At 69.4% G+C, this 16,282-nt stretch carries 17 protein-coding genes; 8 read left to right on the top strand and 9 right to left on the bottom strand.

Features of this window, described 5'->3' with window-relative positions; translation table 11 throughout:
* Positions 1-2: 2 nt before the first annotated feature.
* Positions 3-3,560: a hybrid sensor histidine kinase/response regulator gene (locus AC2EBS_RS12320; protein ID WP_484728703.1), complete on the bottom strand. Its 3,558-nt coding sequence runs from the start codon at positions 3,558-3,560 to the stop codon at positions 3-5.
* A gap of 121 nt (positions 3,561-3,681) precedes the next feature.
* Here AC2EBS_RS12320 and AC2EBS_RS12315 point away from each other — a divergent pair, with 121 nt between their 5' ends.
* The 8 genes from AC2EBS_RS12315 to AC2EBS_RS12280 are packed head-to-tail and all read left to right on the top strand — an operon-like array spanning position 3,682 to position 9,649.
* Complete coding sequence (locus AC2EBS_RS12315; RefSeq protein WP_484728702.1) at positions 3,682-3,984, top strand: urease subunit gamma; 303 nt, start codon at positions 3,682-3,684, stop codon at positions 3,982-3,984.
* Between the two features lie 13 nt (positions 3,985-3,997).
* Positions 3,998-4,609 (top strand): HupE/UreJ family protein, encoded by a 612-nt coding sequence (locus AC2EBS_RS12310; RefSeq protein WP_484728701.1) that lies wholly within the window; start codon positions 3,998-4,000, stop codon positions 4,607-4,609.
* Positions 4,606-4,911: an urease subunit beta gene (locus AC2EBS_RS12305; RefSeq protein WP_484728700.1), complete on the top strand. Its 306-nt coding sequence runs from the start codon at positions 4,606-4,608 to the stop codon at positions 4,909-4,911. Before AC2EBS_RS12310 ends, AC2EBS_RS12305 begins: the two co-directional genes overlap by 4 nt.
* Entirely contained in the window at positions 4,911-6,671 is a 1,761-nt protein-coding gene (gene ureC, locus AC2EBS_RS12300) for an urease subunit alpha (protein ID WP_484728699.1), read from the top strand. The genes AC2EBS_RS12305 and ureC overlap by 1 nt, the downstream gene beginning before the upstream one ends.
* Positions 6,672-6,721: 50 nt before the next feature.
* Entirely contained in the window at positions 6,722-7,336 is a 615-nt protein-coding gene (gene ureE / locus AC2EBS_RS12295; RefSeq protein ID WP_484728755.1) for an urease accessory protein UreE, read from the top strand.
* Positions 7,302-8,057, top strand: a complete 756-nt coding sequence (locus tag AC2EBS_RS12290; protein ID WP_484728698.1) for an urease accessory protein UreF — start codon at positions 7,302-7,304, stop codon at positions 8,055-8,057. The genes ureE and AC2EBS_RS12290 overlap by 35 nt, the downstream gene beginning before the upstream one ends.
* A 23-nt stretch (positions 8,058-8,080) precedes the next feature.
* Positions 8,081-8,731 carry an urease accessory protein UreG gene (gene ureG, locus AC2EBS_RS12285; RefSeq protein WP_484728697.1) on the top strand — a complete coding sequence of 217 codons (651 nt, stop codon included), beginning with the start codon at positions 8,081-8,083 and terminating at the stop codon, positions 8,729-8,731.
* A gap of 18 nt (positions 8,732-8,749) precedes the next feature.
* On the top strand, positions 8,750-9,649 hold the full coding sequence (locus AC2EBS_RS12280) for an urease accessory protein UreD (RefSeq protein WP_484728696.1): 900 nt from the start codon (positions 8,750-8,752) through the stop codon (positions 9,647-9,649).
* 417 nt (positions 9,650-10,066) lie between these two features.
* On the opposite strand, the gene AC2EBS_RS12275 is transcribed toward AC2EBS_RS12280, so the two are convergent.
* From AC2EBS_RS12275 to def, 8 genes are all read right to left on the bottom strand, one after another.
* Complete coding sequence (locus AC2EBS_RS12275; protein WP_484728695.1) at positions 10,067-11,260, bottom strand: phosphoglycerate kinase; 1,194 nt, start codon at positions 11,258-11,260, stop codon at positions 10,067-10,069.
* 74 nt (positions 11,261-11,334) lie between these two features.
* On the bottom strand, positions 11,335-11,664 hold the full coding sequence (locus AC2EBS_RS12270; protein ID WP_484728694.1) for an AzlD domain-containing protein: 330 nt from the start codon (positions 11,662-11,664) through the stop codon (positions 11,335-11,337).
* Positions 11,661-12,344, bottom strand: coding sequence for an AzlC family ABC transporter permease (locus AC2EBS_RS12265; protein ID WP_484728754.1), 684 nt, complete (start codon positions 12,342-12,344; stop codon positions 11,661-11,663). Before AC2EBS_RS12265 ends, AC2EBS_RS12270 begins: the two co-directional genes overlap by 4 nt.
* A gap of 173 nt (positions 12,345-12,517) precedes the next feature.
* Positions 12,518-13,294 carry a head GIN domain-containing protein gene (locus AC2EBS_RS12260; protein WP_484728693.1) on the bottom strand — a complete coding sequence of 259 codons (777 nt, stop codon included), beginning with the start codon at positions 13,292-13,294 and terminating at the stop codon, positions 12,518-12,520.
* A 132-nt stretch (positions 13,295-13,426) separates the two neighbouring features.
* Entirely contained in the window at positions 13,427-13,795 is a 369-nt protein-coding gene (locus tag AC2EBS_RS12255) for a hypothetical protein (RefSeq protein ID WP_484728692.1), read from the bottom strand.
* Positions 13,796-13,839: 44 nt separating this feature from the next.
* Entirely contained in the window at positions 13,840-14,688 is an 849-nt protein-coding gene (gene htpX, locus AC2EBS_RS12250) for a zinc metalloprotease HtpX (RefSeq protein ID WP_484728691.1), read from the bottom strand.
* A 71-nt stretch (positions 14,689-14,759) separates the two neighbouring features.
* Positions 14,760-15,722, bottom strand: a complete 963-nt coding sequence (gene fmt, locus AC2EBS_RS12245; protein ID WP_484728753.1) for a methionyl-tRNA formyltransferase — start codon at positions 15,720-15,722, stop codon at positions 14,760-14,762.
* Between the two features lie 8 nt (positions 15,723-15,730).
* Complete coding sequence (gene def, locus AC2EBS_RS12240; RefSeq protein ID WP_484728690.1) at positions 15,731-16,258, bottom strand: peptide deformylase; 528 nt, start codon at positions 16,256-16,258, stop codon at positions 15,731-15,733.
* Positions 16,259-16,282 lie beyond the last annotated feature (24 nt).

The raw sequence follows: 16,282 nt of genomic DNA, 5'->3' as shown, positions 1-16,282 counted from the left end.
AGTCATTTCGCGGCACTAAGGTCCGTATTGCTGCTGCCGTCCAGCAGCTTCAGCATGGTCTCGAACTGGAACTGCTGGGCCAGCTCGCGCTGCACCGTGCAGAAGGCCGCGTAGGCCGGATCGGCCGCGGCGATCGCGTCGAGCTGGCGCAGCACGCCGCGCGTCCAGCCGAGCGCTGCTGCTTCGCGCAGCCCGGCCAGCAGGGCCTCGGGCGGGCGCTGCGGCGGCGCGGCGGCCGGCGCCGGGGCAGGGTCAGGTCTTGCCGGCGCCGCCGCCAGCGGTGCTGCGGTCGGCTCTTCCTGCCACTGCAGCCCCAGGCGCTGGCCCAGCCAGTCGAGCAGTTCCGCGTGGCGCACCGGCTTGAGCAGAAAATCCTGCGCCGCAATGCCGGCATCGTTGTCCTGCCCGCGCTCGAAGGCATTGGCCGAGACGACCGCAATCGCTGGCTCGGCGACCCCGGCCTCGTGCAGCATCGCGCGCAGCCGCCGTATCGTCTCCCAGCCGTCGATGCCCGGCATCGCCAGGTCCATCAGCACCGCGTCGGGTCGCAGGCCGGTGGCGATCAGGTCCAGCGCGTCATGGCCGTTGGCCGCCTCGCGCAGCGCAAAGCCCAGCGGCTCCAGCAGCTCGACGAGCAGCGCGCGGTCGGCCTCCTCGTTGTCGACGATCAGCAGGCTGCGGCGCGAGCCGGCATAGCCCAGGCGCTGGCGTGCCGGCTCGCGCCGTGGCAGCGCGATGCCCTGCGGCGCATGGATCGCCGGCAGGAACAGCCGCACGCGAAAGCACGCGCCCTCGCCCGGCGTGCTGCTCGCGCTGAGCTCGCCGCCCATCAGCTCGGTGAGCATCTTGGCGATGGTCAGGCCCAGGCCGGCGCCCGCCCCCACGCTGCTGCCGCGCGAGAAGGGCTCGAAGATGCGCTCGAGCTCAGCGGGCGCGATGCCCGGCCCAGTGTCCTGCACCTCGATCTGCGCCATCTCGCGCGCATGGCGCACGCGCAGCGTCACGCTGCCGGTGGCGGTGAACTTCAGCGCATTGCCCAGCAGGTTGATGAGGATCTGGCGCACGCGCTTCTCGTCGCCGCGCACCCAGTCGGGCAGGCGGCCCTGCGGATCGAAGACGAAGCGCAAGCCCTTGGCTCCCGCCTGCGGCTCGAACATCTGCGCCAGCTCGGCCAGCAGGTCGGCAAAGCGCAGCGGCGCGGCCTCCAGGCTCATGCGCCCGGCCTCGATGCGTGCGATATCCAGCGTGCCGTCGATCAGCTGCAGCAGGTGCTCGCCACTGCGCTTGATCACCTGCACCGCCTGGCGGCGCTGCGTGGGCAGCTCGCGGTCCTGCGCCATCAGCTGCGCATAGCCCAGGATGCTGTTCAGCGGCGTGCGCAACTCGTGGCTGATGGTGCCGATGTAGCGGCTCTTGGCCTGGTTGGCCGCCTCGGCTGCGGCCTGGGCGCGCTCAGCCTGCGCGCGGGCGTCCTGCAGCGCCTGGTCGGTGCGCTTGTGCGAATCGATCTCGCGCAACAGCGCCTGCGTCTGGCGGCGCGACTCCTCCTGCGCCACCTCGCGGCTCTCATGCGCCAGCACCAGCCACCAGGCCACCGTGCCGGCCACCAGCAGCAGCGCGAAGAAGCCCTTCAGCAGCGCCAGGTAGAGGCTCTCGCGCAGCGCCTCGACGGCCGCTGCGTCGAGCGCCGGCAGCTGCTGCAGCTGCTGGAAGTAGAGTAGGCCGAACACCGCACCGAGCAGCGGCGTGATCACCGCCATCAGCAGCAGGTAGTGGCCCAGGCCGGTGTCGAGGTAGGGCTGCAGCCGCTGCGGCAACAGGCGCTGCAGCAGCACCGACCATTGCGCCGAGAGCCGTGCCTGCGGCTTGCACAAGTCGCCGCAGCGCGCGTCCAGCGTGCAGCACAGCGAGCAGATCGGCCCCTGGTAGGCGGGGCAGTGCGACATGTCCGGGCCCTCGTACTCGCGCTCGCAGATCACGCAGCGCAGGCTCTGCAGTCGGCCGTAGCGGCCCTGCGCGTCGTCCGGTCGCGCCAGGTAGTAGCGGCCGCGCGTGGCCCAGGCGATCAGCGGGCTGGCGATGAGCGCAGTGATCATCGCGATCACCGCCGAGAAGGCCTGTGCCAGCGCGCCGAACAAGCCCAGGTGCGCGGCCACCGACAGCAGCGAGGCCAGCGCCATCGCGCCCACGCCCACCGGGTTGACGTCGTAGAGATTGGCGCGCTTGAACTCGATGCCGCGCGGCGACAGGCCCAGCGGCTTGTTGATCACCAGATCCGCCACCACGGCCATGATCCACGCGATGGCGATGTTCGAGTACAGGCCCAGCACATGGCCCAAGGCCTCGAAGACCTTCATCTCCATCAGCATGAAGGCGATCAGCGTGTTGAACACCACCCAGACCACGCGGCCGGGGTGGCTGTGCGTCAAGCGCGAGAAGAAGTTGCTCCAGGCCAGCGAGCCGGCATAGGCATTGGTGACGTTGATCTTCAGCTGCGACACGACGACGAAGATCGCCGTCACCGCCACCGCCCAGCCGTAGTTCGGAAAGACGTACTCGTAGGCGGCCAGGTACATCTGGTTGGGGTCCACCGCCCGCTCGGCCGGCACCATGTGCGACAGCGCCAGCCAGGCCAGCAGCGCGCCGCCCAGCATTTTGGCCACGCCCAGCAGTACCCAGCCCGGCCCACCCAGCAGCACCGCCGCCCACCAGCGGCCGGCGCGGCCCGGCTGCGCCGGCGGCATGAAACGCAGGTAGTCGGCCTGCTCGCCCATCTGCGTGATCAGCGCCACACCCACGGTGAGCGCAGCACCAAAGCCGTGCAGCGTGAAGCCGGCCGTGCCGGTCTGCGCACCCGCCTGGTTCACGATGCCAGCAAACGCCTCCGGATGGTGCGCCCACACCCAGGCGAAGGGCAGCACCAGCAGCGCCAGCCACAGCGGCTGGGTCCACAGCTGCAGCTTGCTGATCGCCGAGATGCCGTGGGTCACCAGCGGCACCACCACCAGCGCGCAGATCAGGTAGCCCCAGGTCGGCGGGATGTCCAGCGCCAGCTCCAGCGCATAGGCCATCACCGCCGCTTCGAGCGCGAAGAAGATGAAGGTGAAGCTCGCGTAGATCAGCGAGGTCAGCGTGGAGCCGATGTAGCCGAAGCCGGCGCCGCGGGTGAGCAGGTCCATGTCCAGGCCATGGCGCGCCGCGTAGACGCTGATCGGCAGGCCGGCCAGGAAGATCACCAGCCCGGTGGCGAGGATGGACCACAGCGCATTGGTCCAGCCGTACTGCAGCAGCAGCGTCGCGCCCACCGCCTCCAGCACCAGGAAGGACGCGGCGCCGAAGGCCGTCTGCGCCACCCGCATCGCCGACCAGCGGCGGAAGCGCAGCGGCGTGTAGCGCAGCGCATAGTCCTCCAGCGTCTCGCTGGCCACCCAGCTGTTGTAGTCGCGGCGGCGCTTGATGATGATCTGCTGCGGCACGGGCGCAGGCGGGCCGACCGCGGCGTCGCCGGGCGGCTGCGCTTCGATCGGAGTCTGTGGGGTGACGCGGTTGGCGGGGTTCATGGACGGTGCGCTGGCACCTCGGCGGTGCAGGTTCCGTGCCCGCGCCGTGGCGGACTTCACGCCATCCGGCATGCCGCTTGCTATTCACCGTTCACAAGACGTCCACGAGACCCCGACGACCATGGAACTGTCCCCCCGCGAGAAAGACAAGCTGCTGATCTTCACCGCCGCGCTGCTGGCCGAGCGGCGCAAGGCCCGCGGCCTGAAGCTCAATTACCCCGAGGCAGTGGCCTTCATCAGCGCCGCCATCATGGAAGGCGCCCGCGACGGCCGCAGCGTGGCCGAGCTGATGAGCAGCGGCCGCCAGCTGCTCACGCGCGACGACGTGATGGACGGTGTGCCCGAGATGATTCCCGACATCCAGGTCGAGGCCACCTTCCCCGACGGCAGCAAGCTCGTCACCGTGCACCAACCCATTGCCTGATCAAAAGCCCGCCATGAGCAACAAGCCCGCGCAGCAGAAGCGCACGCCCTACCTCTTCGTCATCCTTGGCGCCGCCGCCCTGCTTGCCAGCGACGGCGCGCAAGCCCATGCCGGGCACGACAGCATCTCCGGATTCGTGGCCGGATTCGCCCACCCGCTGACCGGGCTGGACCACCTGGCCGCGATGCTGGCCGTGGGCCTGTGGAGCGCGCTGGCCTTTGCCGACAAGACACGTGTCTGGCGCGCGCCGCTGCAATTTGCCGCACTGATGCTGACCGGCGCGGTGACGGCGATGCAGCTGGGCTGGACGCTGCCGGGCTTCGAGCTGGGCATCACGCTGTCTCTGATGGTGCTGGGCCTGCTGCTGGCCGGCCGCACGCCGCTGGCCGCAGTCACCGGGCTGGCGCTGATCGCCGCCTTCGCGTTGAGCCACGGCGCGGCGCATGGCGCCGAGCTGCAGGGCGGTTGGGCGCTGGCCGGCATGCTGGCCGCGACGCTGGCGCTGCATGGCGCCGGCCTGGCGGTGGGCACGCGGCTGCGCGCCCTGTCGGCGCGCTGGAGCCAGGCACTGGGTGCCGGCCTGGTGCTCTTCGGCATCGCCCGTCTGACTGGGGTGGCCGCATGATCCCCGGCGAGCTGATCTGCGCCGACGGCGAGCATGAGCTCAACCCCGGTCGCCCAACGCTGACGCTGCGCGTCTCCAACACCGGCGACCGCCCCATCCAGGTCGGCTCGCACTACCACTTCGCCGAGACCAATGGCGCGCTGAGCTTCGACCGCGAAGCCGCGCGCGGCATGCGGCTGAACATCGCCAGCGGCACCGCGGTGCGCTTCGAGCCTGGGCAGAGCCGCACCGTCGAGCTGGTGGCGCTGGCTGGCGATCGGCGCATCTTCGGCTTCCGCGGCCTGGTGAACGGAGATCTGTGATGGCGAAGACGATTGGAAGGCGCGCCTACGCCGAGATGTACGGTCCCACCGTGGGCGACAAGCTGCGCCTGGCCGACACCGCGCTCGTCATCGAGGTGGAGCAGGACCTGACGCTGCGCGCTGGCGGCTATGGTGAAGAGGTGAAGTTCGGCGGCGGCAAGACCATACGCGACGGCATGGGCCAGAGCCAGCGCCCCAACGGGCCCGGCGCCGGCGACGCGGTGGACACGGTGATCACCAATGCGCTGATCCTCGACCACTGGGGCATCGTCAAGGCCGATATCGGCATCCGCGGCTGCCGCATCGCGGCGATCGGCAAGGCCGGCAATCCGGATGTGCAGCCCGGCGTCGACATCGTCATCGGCCCCGGCACCGAGATCATCGCCGGCGAGGGCATGATCGTCACGCCCGGCGCGATCGACACCCACATCCACTTCATCTGCCCGCAACAGATCGAGGAGGCGCTGGCCAGCGGCGTCACCACGATGATGGGCGGCGGCACCGGCCCGGCCACTGGCACGCTGGCCACCACCTGCACGCCCGGGCCGGCGCATATCGCGCAGATGCTGCGCGCGGCCGAGGCCTTCCCAATGAACCTGGGCTTCCTGGGCAAGGGCAATGCATCGCAGCCTGCGGCGCTGATGCAGCAGGTCGAGGCCGGCGTCGTGGGCATGAAGCTGCACGAGGACTGGGGCACCACACCGGCGGCGATCGACTGCTGCCTGTCGGTGGCCGAGGCCACCGACACGCAGGTGGCCATCCACACCGACACGCTCAACGAAAGCGGCTTCGTCGAGGACAGCATCGCCGCCTTCAAGGGCCGCACCATCCACAGCTTCCACACCGAAGGCGCCGGCGGCGGCCATGCGCCCGACATCATGAAGGTGGTCGGCGAGGCCAATGTGCTGCCCTCGTCCACCAACCCCACACGGCCGTTCACCGTCAACACGCTGGACGAGCACCTGGACATGCTGATGGTCTGCCATCACCTGGACGCGGGCATCGCCGAGGACCTGGCCTTCGCCGAGAGCCGTATCCGCCGCGAGACCATCGCCGCCGAGGACGTGCTGCACGACCTCGGCGCGATCAGCATGTTCTCCAGCGACAGCCAGGCGATGGGTCGCGTCGGCGAGGTCTCGCTGCGCTGCTGGCAGACCGCGCACAAGATGAAGCTGCAGCGCGGCGCCATGGCTTCGAGCTCGCAGCCTGGTGGGCTGCTCGGTGGCGACGGCCCCGGCAACGACAACGCCCGCGTCAAGCGCTACCTGGCCAAGCTGGCCATCAACCCGGCGCTGACGCACGGTATCGCGCACGAGGTGGGCAGCATCGAGGTCGGCAAGTGGGCCGACCTGGTGCTGTGGAAGCCCATGCTCTTCGGCGTCAAGCCCAGCCTGGTGCTCAAGGGCGGCTTCATCGCGCTGGCCGCGATGGGCGACCCCAATGCCAGCATCCCGACGCCGCAGCCGGTGCACTACCGGCCGATGTTCGGCGCCTTCGGCGGCGCGCTGGCGCAGGGCTCGCTGACCTTCGTCAGCCAGGCCGGGCTGGACAGCGGCGCGGTGCAGCGCCTGGGCCTGGCCAAGACCACCGCCGCGGTGCGCGGCTGCCGCACGGTGAAGAAGGCCGACATGGTGCACAACGGCTACACGCCGACAATGGAGATCGATGCGCAGACCTACGAGGTACGCGCCGATGGCCAGCTGCTCACTTGCGAGCCGGCCGCGGAGCTGCCGATGGCGCAGCGCTACTTCCTCTTCTGATCCTGTTGGACCTTTCTGTCTTGAGCACCACGTCCTCTACATCCGCACCGCTGCTGATCGCCAACCGCCGCCTGCCGCAAGGCGGCGGCCTGGCCCCCGCGCTGCTGCGCCGCGCGCCCACGCTGACGCTGGACTGGGACCAGCGCCAGCGCAGCCGCTTCGAGGCCGAGGACAGCACGGGCCGACGCATCGCGGTGTTCCTGCCGCGCGGCCAGATTCTGCGTGGCGGCGACGCGCTGCTGACCGAGGGCGGCGAGCTGCTCAAGGTCGTCGCCGCGCCACAGCCGGTGCTGCAGGTTCGTTATTGCAGCGCGCACGGCACGCCCTTCGACCTGATGCGCGCCGCCTACCACCTGGGCAACCGCCATGTGCCGCTGGAGCTGCAGACCGAGTTGCTGCAGCTGGAACCCGATCCGGTGCTGGCCGAGATGCTGCGCCGCCAGCACATGATCGTCAGCGAGGCGATGGCGCCCTTCGAGCCCGAGGGCGGCGCCTATGGCGCCGAGGCGGCGGGTGGCGGGCACCACCACCATGGCCATGAGCACGCGCATGGACATGAGCATGGGCATGACCACGCCCACGGCCCGGACTGCGCGCACGAGCACTGCGACCATGATCACGAGCACGGCCATGAGCATGGACACAAGCACCACCACGGCCATTGAGCCGGCCGGCGGTTCGGCGATGTCTTCTTCATCGTCGTCATCGCCGCTGCTGCACCTGCTGTGGCTGGCCTCGCCGGCCTTGCCGGTGGGCGGCTTCAGCTATTCAGAAGGGCAGGAGGCTGCCGTCGATGCCGGCGTGGTGCATGACGAGCACAGCGCCGGCGACTGGCTGCTGAACCAGCTGGAGCTGGTGCAGTCGCGCGCCGAGCTGCCGGCGCTGGCCGGCGCCTACCGCGCCGCCTGCGCGTCCGACGAAGCGGCGATCCGCGCGCTCAACGACTGGGTACTGCAGACCCGCGAAGCCGCCGAGCCGCTGCTGCAGACCCAGCAGATGGGCCGCAGCCTGCTGGCCTGGCTGAAGGGCATGCAAAGCGAAGGCGACGCACCCTGCCCCACGCTGGCGCTGCTGCAATCGCTGAGCCCGGCGCCGAGCTGGCCGGTGGTGATGGGCTGCGTGGCCGCCTGGCGCGGCACGCCGCTCGAATCCACGCTGCAGACCTTTGCCTTCGGCTGGGCTGAGAACTTGATGCAGGCCGCGGTGCGCTGCGTGCCGCTGGGCCAGAGCGCCGGCCAGCGCCTGCTGGCGCGCCTGGTGGCTGCGATTCCCGGCGCCGTGCAGCGCGCCTTGCAGGCCGAGCAGGAGCCGCTGGCCTTCGCGCCGCTGCTGGGCATCCATTGCGCGCGGCACGAGACACAGTACTCGCGCCTGTTCCGTTCCTGATCTTCCCGACCATCGAGACTCCCATGAGCAGCTCCCTCTTGCACAACATCCCCGGCCGCACGAAGAAACTCCCGCCGCTGCGCGTCGGCGTCGGCGGCCCGGTGGGCTCCGGCAAGACCACGCTGCTGGAGATGCTCTGCAAGACCATGCGCGAGCGCTGGGATCTGGTGGCGATCACCAACGACATCTACACCAAGGAAGACCAGCGCCTGCTGACGATCTCCGGCGCGCTGCCGGCGGAGCGCATCATGGGTGTGGAGACCGGCGGCTGCCCGCATACCGCGATCCGCGAGGACTGCTCGATCAATCTCGAGGCGGTGGACCGCATGCTGGAGAAGTTCCCCGAGGCCGACATCGTCTTCGTCGAGAGCGGCGGCGACAACCTGGCCGCCACCTTCAGCCCCGAGCTCAGCGACCTGACCATCTACGTGATCGACGTCGCCGCCGGCGAGAAGATCCCGCGCAAGGGCGGCCCCGGCATCACCAAGAGCGATCTCTTCGTGATCAACAAGACCGACCTCGCGCCGCATGTGGGCGCCAATCTGGACGTGATGCGCAGCGACACGCAGCGCATGCGACCGACCAAGCCTTTCGTGATGACCAATCTGAAGACGCAGGAAGGCTTGAACGAGGTGGTGCGCTACATCGAAGAGCGCGGCCTGCTGGTGGGCTGATCCCGAGCCCCGGTCTCGATGATGAAGCGCGACGCCCTGCCCGTCAGCGACAGCCCAGCCAGCAGCGACACGGTCCGCTGGCCGGGCTCGCTCGCGCTGCAGGCCACACGCGACGCAAGCGGCGCGACGCGCGTGCACTCGCGCCACGAAGGCCCGCTGCGCCTGCTGAAGACGCTCTATCCCGAAGGCCCCGGCATTGCGCACGCGGTGCTGGTGCATCCACCCGGCGGCCTGGTCGGCGGCGACCGGCTGGACGTGCAGGTGGACGTGGCCGCAGGCGCGCACCTGCTGCTGACCAACCCGGCCGCCACGCGTTTCTATCGCAGCCTGGGCCTGCCGGCAGTGCAGCAGGTACAGGCGCGCGTCGCGCCCGGCGCAAGGCTGGAGTGGCTGCCGCAGGAAACGCTGGCCTACGACGGCTGCAAGGGCGCCAACGAAGTGCGCCTGCGTCTGGAGGGCGAGGACTCATCGCTGATGGCCAGCGAGCTGCTCGCACTGGGCCTGCCCGAAGCCGGCAAGCCCTTCACCCAGGGCAGCCTGCTGCAGCATCTGGAGATCGAAGGCCTGTGGCGCGACCGCGGCCGCATAGCTGCGCAGGACGATGCCCTGCTGCACGGCCCCTGCGGCCTGGGCGGCCGCCGCGTGCTGGGCACACTGCTGTTCGCTCAGGGCCGCACGCTCGATGCCACAGCGTTGGAGCCGCTGGTCGACGCGAGCCGCGCCTTGCTGGCCGAGGCTGCTGCCGGACATCCTTCCTTGATCGGCGGCGTCACGCTGCTGCAAGGACGCCTGCTGCTCACTCGCTTGCTGGCCGACGACGTGGAGTCGGCGCAGGCGGTGCTGCGGCGGGTGCGCGCGTTGTGGCGCAAGGCGCTGTGGGATCTGGAGCCGGTTGAGCCGAGGATCTGGGCGACCTGAATCTGTTGGGTTCTTGGTTCGTGCCTGCGTGGCGCGGGGAGCGCTGCGACGGGCTTGCTTTGCTCCATGCCTGGGCCAGAGGCCCAGTCCTTCGCCAGGCTCAATCAGTCCACCGGACTGATTGAGTCCGGGCTCAGTCCCCCGGCCCCGCTGCGCGCGGCCTCCTCCTTAAGCTGCGCAAAGCAAGCCCATCACACCGCTCCCGATGCTTTGGTGGCGGGGCACCATGGGCATGCCACCGCTGATGTGGCAGCGGTGGGCTGGGGCGATTTGCGCAGCTTAAGGAGGAGCCGCCCATCAGGCGGCGGGGGAGACGGAGCAAATCGCCCCAGCCCGACGCTGCCTCGCACCTTCCGTGGCACGAACAAAAACAAAGGGCCCCGCAGGGCCCTTCGTCGTCGAAGTCAGCTGAAAAAATCAGCCGTTCGCCCGCTTCGCCAGGATTTCAAATGCCGGCAGCGTCTTGCCCTCCAGCACCTCCAGGAAGGCGCCGCCGCCAGTAGAGATGTAGCCCACCTCCTTCTCAATGCCGTACTTGGCAATCGCGGCCAGCGTGTCACCGCCGCCAGCGATGGAGAAGGCGCTGCTCTCAGCGATCGCGCGGGCCACGGTCTCGGTGCCCTTGGCGAAGGCATCGAACTCGAACACGCCCACCGGGCCGTTCCAGACGATGGTGCCGGCGGCCTTCAACTTGTCGGCCAGGATGGCCGCGGTCTTAGGGCCGATGTCCAGGATCAGGTCGTCGTCGGCCACCTCGGTGGCGGCCTTCACGGTGGCTGGCGCATCGGCGGCGAAGGTCTTGGCGCAGACCACGTCCACCGGGATCGGCACCTCGGCGCCGCGGGCCTTCATCGCCTCGATCACAGCCTTTGCATCAGCCAGCAGGTCCGGCTCGGCCAGCGACTTGCCGATCTTCAGACCGGCGGCCAGCATGAAGGTGTTGGCGATGCCGCCGCCGACGATCAGGCCGTCGACGTTCTTGGACAGGCTCTGCAGGATGGTCAGCTTGGTCGAGACCTTGGAGCCGGCGACGATGGCCACCAACGGGCGCTTCGGCTGGGCCAGCGCCTTGCTGATCGCGTCGATCTCGGCGGCCAGCAGCGGGCCGGCGCAGGCGATCTTGGCGAACTGCGCGATGCCGTAGGTCGTGCCCTCGGCGCGGTGCGCGGTGCCGAAGGCATCGTTGACGTAGATGTCGCACAGCGCGGCCATCTTCTTCGCCAGCTCTTCGTTGTTCTTCTTCTCGCCCTTGTTGACGCGGCAGTTCTCCAGCAGCACCACCTGGCCGGGCGCGACGCTCACGCCATCGACCCAGTTGGCCACCAGCGGCACCTCACGGCCCAGCAGCTCGGACAGGCGCTTGGCCACCGGGGCCAGCGAATCCTCGGGCTTGAACTCGCCCTCGGTGGGGCGGCCCAGGTGCGAGGTCACCATCACCGCGGCGCCGGCCTTCAAGGCCTGCTCGATGCAGGGCACCGAGGCGCGCACGCGGGTGTCTTCGGTGATGTTGCCGGCATCGTCCTGCGGCACGTTGAGGTCGGCACGGATGAAGACGCGCTGGCCGGCCACCTTGCCGGCAGCCACCAGGTCGGAAAAACGCAGAACGTTCATGGGAGGATGTCTCGATTGGTTTGGGAAAGCGGCGGCGCGCCGAAAAGGCGCGCCCTGCCCCCGACTTTACAAGCTCACCAGCCCAGGCCTATGCGCAGCGTCAGCATGACAGCCGTGCCGCTGACGATGGTGCCGAGGATGCCGCGCTTCCAGAAGAAGTAGGCGGTCGCCGCCGCCGCGGCGAACAGGCGCGCGTCGCGCCAGGTGGAGATCAGCTCACCGTTGCTCATCACGATCTCGGGCACCACCACCGCGGCCAGCGCGGCCAGCGGCGCATAACGCAGTGCCTCCTTGGCCCAGTCGGGCATCGGCACTTCGCGGTCGGAGATCATGAAGAAGGAACGCGTCAGCATGGTGATCAGGCCCATGCCGACGATGCCCAGCGCCACCAGCCAATCGCTCATCGCGCGGCCTCCTTCTTGCGTGCAGCGGGCGGCAGCCAGTGGTCGAGCAGCAGGCCCACCGTCACCGCCACCGCGATGGCCACAACGATGTTCAGCCGCAGCGGCAAGGCATAGGCGGCCACCGCCGCGCAGCCAGCGACCGCGGCGCTGACCCAGCTGCGCAGATCGGACAGCAGCGAATAGCTCAGCCCCAGCAACGCCAGCACGCCGGCGAAGCCCAGGCCCCACTGCGTGGGCACGCGATCGGCCAGCACGATGCCGGCCACGGCCGGCACCTGCCAGGCCGTCCAGTTGGCAGCCACCGTGCCCCAGAAGTAGGGCAGCTGCTGCGGCTCGGGCCGCGGCTCGGGGAACTTGCGCATGAACAGCACATAGTTCAGGTCAGCCGCGAAATAACCCAGCGTGAGGCGCTGCCGGCGCGGCAGATGCCCGAAGTAATAACGCCACTGCGCGCTGAAGATCACGAAGCGCAGGTTCACGCAGAACGCCGTCGCCCACAGCACCCACAGCGGCGCGCCGGCGGCCAGCAGCGGCAGTGCAGCCAGCTGCGAGCTGCCGGCGAAGACGACGAAGCTCATCAGCAGCGCCATCGGCAGCGACAGCCCGCTCTTGACCATCGCCACACCGGTCACCAGCCCCCAGGCCGAGATGCCCAGCGTGATGCCAGCCATGTCGCGCATGCCGCGACGGAATTCGGGGTGGCGCCAGACGGCGCCGGCGTCGGCGCCTGGTGGGACGCCCGCGGGCTGTGCCGCAGGCCGCTGTTCTTCCTGCATGGCTGCATTGTCGTCGCAGCCCTGCCCCTCGGCCTTGCGCTACAGCGCCGCGCCAGGCGCTGCTCGCACAGCCTGAGTTAGGGCGTGGCCAAGCGCTTGACCGAGCCGCTGCCGGCGATGGAGCTCTCGATACTGGGAGAGCCAACATAGCGCACATCGCCGGAGCCGGCGACGCTGACCTTGAGCAGCCTGAGCGCATGGACCTGCGCATCGCCGCTGCCCGCCACGCTGACCTTGACCTCGTCGGCCTGCAGCTTGGCCGCCTTCACATCGCCGCTGCCGGCGATCGCGATGCTCAGCGCCTCGGCACGACCGCTGGCCAGCACATCGCCGCTGCCCGACACCTTGATGCCCACGCGGGGCACCTGCAGCTCGGTCAGCACGATGTCGCCAGAACCGGCCACACTGGCGTCGAACTGCTCGGCCTTCAGCGACTCGAGCTTCACATCGCCCGAGCCCGCCAGGGCCAGCGAGCGCAGCGTCTTCACGTCGATGGTCAGCACCGGCGTGCTCACGCTGTGCAGGGAGTAGCCGCGCTTGACGCCCACCTCCAGCACTCGGCCCTTGCTGTTGTCGACCACCCTGGTCTCGATCAGCGGCAGCACGTTCTTGTCCGCCTTGAGCTCGACAGCCTCGCTGCCGCTCTGACGCACCAGCACCTTGAAGTTGCCGGCCAGCGAGATGGCCTCGAAGCTGCCAGGGTTGCGTGTCTCGCTGACGATCTCGCCGGAGCCCTGCACGCGCTCGCCGGAGCCGAAGCTCCAGCTCCAGGCCTGGGCCGCACCGGCGGCAGTGACGAGGCTGGCGGCAGCGAATGCGCCGACGAGGCGGCGGCGGGGACGGCTTTCGATCATGGCGCTCTCCTGTGTGGACATGGCCAGCATCGTGCCGATGCCGCCACCGGCCCGCCAACAGCGGCGCGACCAGTTGCAGGATGGAGGCGCCGAGATGCCGCAGCGTACGACGAAGACGCCGCGCGCGACGCCTCAGGCGCCCTTGACGCCTGTCTTGGACTTGGGCGCCGGCGCTTCCTCTTCCTCGTCGGCCTTGAGCTTCTTGGCGTCGGGGCGCGGTACGACAGGCGCGACGCCCTCGAGCTTGTTCTCGCGCATGTACTCGTCCATCTCGCGCCAGCCGGCGTGCACTGCGGCCTTCTGCGCCTTTGGATTGAGCGTGTAGCAATCCTCGATGGCACGCATCGCATGGCGGCAGGCACTGCCTATGGCCTTGCCCTCGGCCTCCTTGGCGGCCGCGACCTTGGCCGGATCTTCGATGCCCAACTGCTCGCAGCCGCCCAGCAGGGCGGCACAAGCGACGAGCAGGCAGAGCCTGGGCGATGGAAGGCGCATCTTCATGCCTAGGGCTATCGGCGCGTCGGGGCCAAGCTTGAGCGCCACGCTCAGCGCTGGCGCGTCATCTCCATCAGGCGGGCGATGCGCTCCTCGGTGGCCGGATGGGTGCTGAACAGACCCTTGAGCCCGCCGCCAGACAGCGGGTTCATGATCATCATCTGCGCGGTTTCCGGGTGGCGCTCCGTGGCCTGCAGCGGGATGCCCTGGGCATAGCGGTGGATCTTGTCCAGCGCCGAGGCCAGCGCGGCCGGGTCGCCGGAGATCTCGGCGCCGCCACGGTCAGCCTCGAACTCCCGCGCACGGCTGATCGCCATCTGGATCAGGCTGGCAGCGATCGGCGCCAGGATCATCACCAGCAGGCCGACGATGGGGTTGGCCGGCCGGCCCTCGCTGTCGCGCCCGCTGAACAGCATCGCGAAATTGGCCAGCATCGAGATCGCGCCGGCCATGGTGGCGCTGATCGTGCTGATCAGGATGTCGCGATGCTTCACATGGGCCAGCTCATGCGCCATCACGCCACGAAGCTCGCGCTCGGACAGCACGCGCAGGATGCCGGTGGTTGCAGCGACTGCCGCATGCTCGGGGTTGCGGCCGGTGGCGAAGGCATTCGGTGCGTCTTCCTGGATCAGGTAGACCTTGGGCATGGGCAGCTGCGCCCGCTCGGCCAGTTCTCGCACCATGCGGTAGAACTGCGGCGCGGAGCTCTCGTCGACCTCCTGCGCGTTGTACATCTTCAGCACCATCTTGTCGGAGAACCAGTAGCTGAAGAAGTTCATGCCCAGCGCCACGAGCAGCGCAATCACCATGCCCTGCTGACCGCCCAGCACCGAGCCTATCGCCATGAACAGCGCGGTGATGGCTGCCATCAGGATGGCGGTCTTCATCAGATTGAACATGGTCGCTTCACTCCAGAAACGGTGACGGAGGCAATTCTCCACCGGCCCAGATGGGGGCCGGCAGGCACAGTTCAAGTGGGGGCCGCTGCGCCGAAGCGCATACCCGCGCCAATCGGTCTGGCCTGGACGAAGGCCTTGGCCGGCAGGCGCTTGCCGCCGGCACGCTGCAGTTCGGTGATCCGCAAGGCCCCCTGGCCGCAGGCGACCAGCACGCCGGCCTCATCCACCGCCAGCACCTCGCCGGGCTCGCCCTGGCCGGCGGCAGCCTCGCCGCGCCAGACCTTGATCGCCTCGCCGTCAAGCTGGGCCAGACCGCCCGGGAAAGGATCGAAGGCGCGCAGGCGCCGCGCCAGCACTTCAGCCGGCTGCGTCCAGTCCAGCGCCGCCTCGCTCTTCTCGATCTTGTGGGCGTAGCAGACGCCGGCCTCGGGTTGCGGCGTGCGCGTCAGCCCGCCGCAGGCGGCCAGCTCCAGCGCCTCGACGATCAGCCGGCCGCCCAGCGTCGCCAGACGGTCATGCAGGCTCGCCGTGCTGTCGTCCGGCCGAATCGACAGCGTCTCAACCAGCAGCATGTCGCCGGTATCCAGGCCCGCGTCCATCTGCATGATGGTGATGCCGGTCTCGGCATCACCCGCCTCGATCGCACGGTGGATGGGCGCCGCCCCCCGCCAGCGCGGCAGCAGCGAGGCGTGGATGTTCAAGCAGCCCAGGCGCGGCAGGTCCAGCACCCACTGCGGCAGGATCAGGCCATAGGCCGCAACCACCATCACATCGGGCCGCGCCGCCAGCAGCGCCTCGCGGGCGGCAGCGGCGTCGTCGGGATACTTGCCGTCCAGGCGCAGGCTGCGCGGCTGGCTCACGGCCATGCCCTGGGTCAGCGCATAATGCTTCACCGGCGAGGCCTGCAGCTTCATGCCGCGGCCGGCGGGCCGATCGGGCTGGGTCAGCACCAGCGGCACGCTGAAGCCCGCCTCGTGCAGGCGCTGCAGCGCCACCTGGGCGAATTCCGGCGTGCCGGCGAAGACGACGCGCAGGCCGGCCATCAGCGGCGACGCGCGCTGAGCTGCTCGTCCTCGCGCTGCTTCTTGACCAGCTTGGTCTTGATGCGGTCGCGCTTGAGCGGACTGAGGTACTCGACGAAGACCTTGCCCATCAGATGATCCATCTCGTGCTGCACGCACACCGCCAGCAGGCCGTCCGCGTCGAACTCGTAGGGCTGACCGTCGCGACCCAGCGCACGCACGGTGACGCGGGCATGGCGCTTGACCTTGTCGTAGATGGTCGGCACCGACAGGCAGCCTTCTTCGCCATCGCGCAACTCCTCGCTGGTGGCGATCAGCTCCGGGTTGATCAGCACGCGCGGCTCGTTGCGCCCCTCCGAGGTGTCGATCACGACGACGCGCTCGTGCACGTCCACCTGCGTGGCGGCCAGGCCCACGCCTTCGGCGGCATACATGGTCTCCAGCATGTCGTCGACCAGCTTGCGGATGCGCTCGTCGACCTCTGCGACCGGCTTGGCCACGGTGTGCAGACGCGGATCGGGATACTTCAGGATGTTCAGCAGGGCCATGGGTCTCGTCATCGGAAAGGGCCG

This window comes from Roseateles sp. T103 (assembly GCF_057219915.1).
Note: the sequence above shows the minus strand (reverse complement) of the source record. Positions and strands in the feature narration are given on the sequence as shown.

Bases quoted from the DNA above. Each gene is read 5' to 3' on its own strand.
- AC2EBS_RS12320 (WP_484728703.1), bottom strand. From the start codon at position 3,560: ATGAACCCCGCCAACCGCGTCACCCCACAGACTCCGATCGAAGCGCAG.
- AC2EBS_RS12315 (WP_484728702.1), top strand. From the start codon at position 3,682: ATGGAACTGTCCCCCCGCGAGAAAGACAAGCTGCTGATCTTCACCGCC.
- AC2EBS_RS12310 (WP_484728701.1), top strand. From the start codon at position 3,998: ATGAGCAACAAGCCCGCGCAGCAGAAGCGCACGCCCTACCTCTTCGTC.
- AC2EBS_RS12305 (WP_484728700.1), top strand. From the start codon at position 4,606: ATGATCCCCGGCGAGCTGATCTGCGCCGACGGCGAGCATGAGCTCAAC.
- ureC (WP_484728699.1), top strand. From the start codon at position 4,911: ATGGCGAAGACGATTGGAAGGCGCGCCTACGCCGAGATGTACGGTCCC.
- AC2EBS_RS12290 (WP_484728698.1), top strand. From the start codon at position 7,302: ATGAGCATGGACACAAGCACCACCACGGCCATTGAGCCGGCCGGCGGT.
- ureG (WP_484728697.1), top strand. From the start codon at position 8,081: ATGAGCAGCTCCCTCTTGCACAACATCCCCGGCCGCACGAAGAAACTC.
- AC2EBS_RS12280 (WP_484728696.1), top strand. From the start codon at position 8,750: ATGATGAAGCGCGACGCCCTGCCCGTCAGCGACAGCCCAGCCAGCAGC.
- AC2EBS_RS12275 (WP_484728695.1), bottom strand. From the start codon at position 11,260: ATGAACGTTCTGCGTTTTTCCGACCTGGTGGCTGCCGGCAAGGTGGCC.
- AC2EBS_RS12270 (WP_484728694.1), bottom strand. From the start codon at position 11,664: ATGAGCGATTGGCTGGTGGCGCTGGGCATCGTCGGCATGGGCCTGATC.
- AC2EBS_RS12265 (WP_484728754.1), bottom strand. From the start codon at position 12,344: ATGCGCGACATGGCTGGCATCACGCTGGGCATCTCGGCCTGGGGGCTG.
- AC2EBS_RS12260 (WP_484728693.1), bottom strand. From the start codon at position 13,294: ATGATCGAAAGCCGTCCCCGCCGCCGCCTCGTCGGCGCATTCGCTGCC.
- AC2EBS_RS12255 (WP_484728692.1), bottom strand. From the start codon at position 13,795: ATGAAGATGCGCCTTCCATCGCCCAGGCTCTGCCTGCTCGTCGCTTGT.
- htpX (WP_484728691.1), bottom strand. From the start codon at position 14,688: ATGTTCAATCTGATGAAGACCGCCATCCTGATGGCAGCCATCACCGCG.
- def (WP_484728690.1), bottom strand. From the start codon at position 16,258: ATGGCCCTGCTGAACATCCTGAAGTATCCCGATCCGCGTCTGCACACC.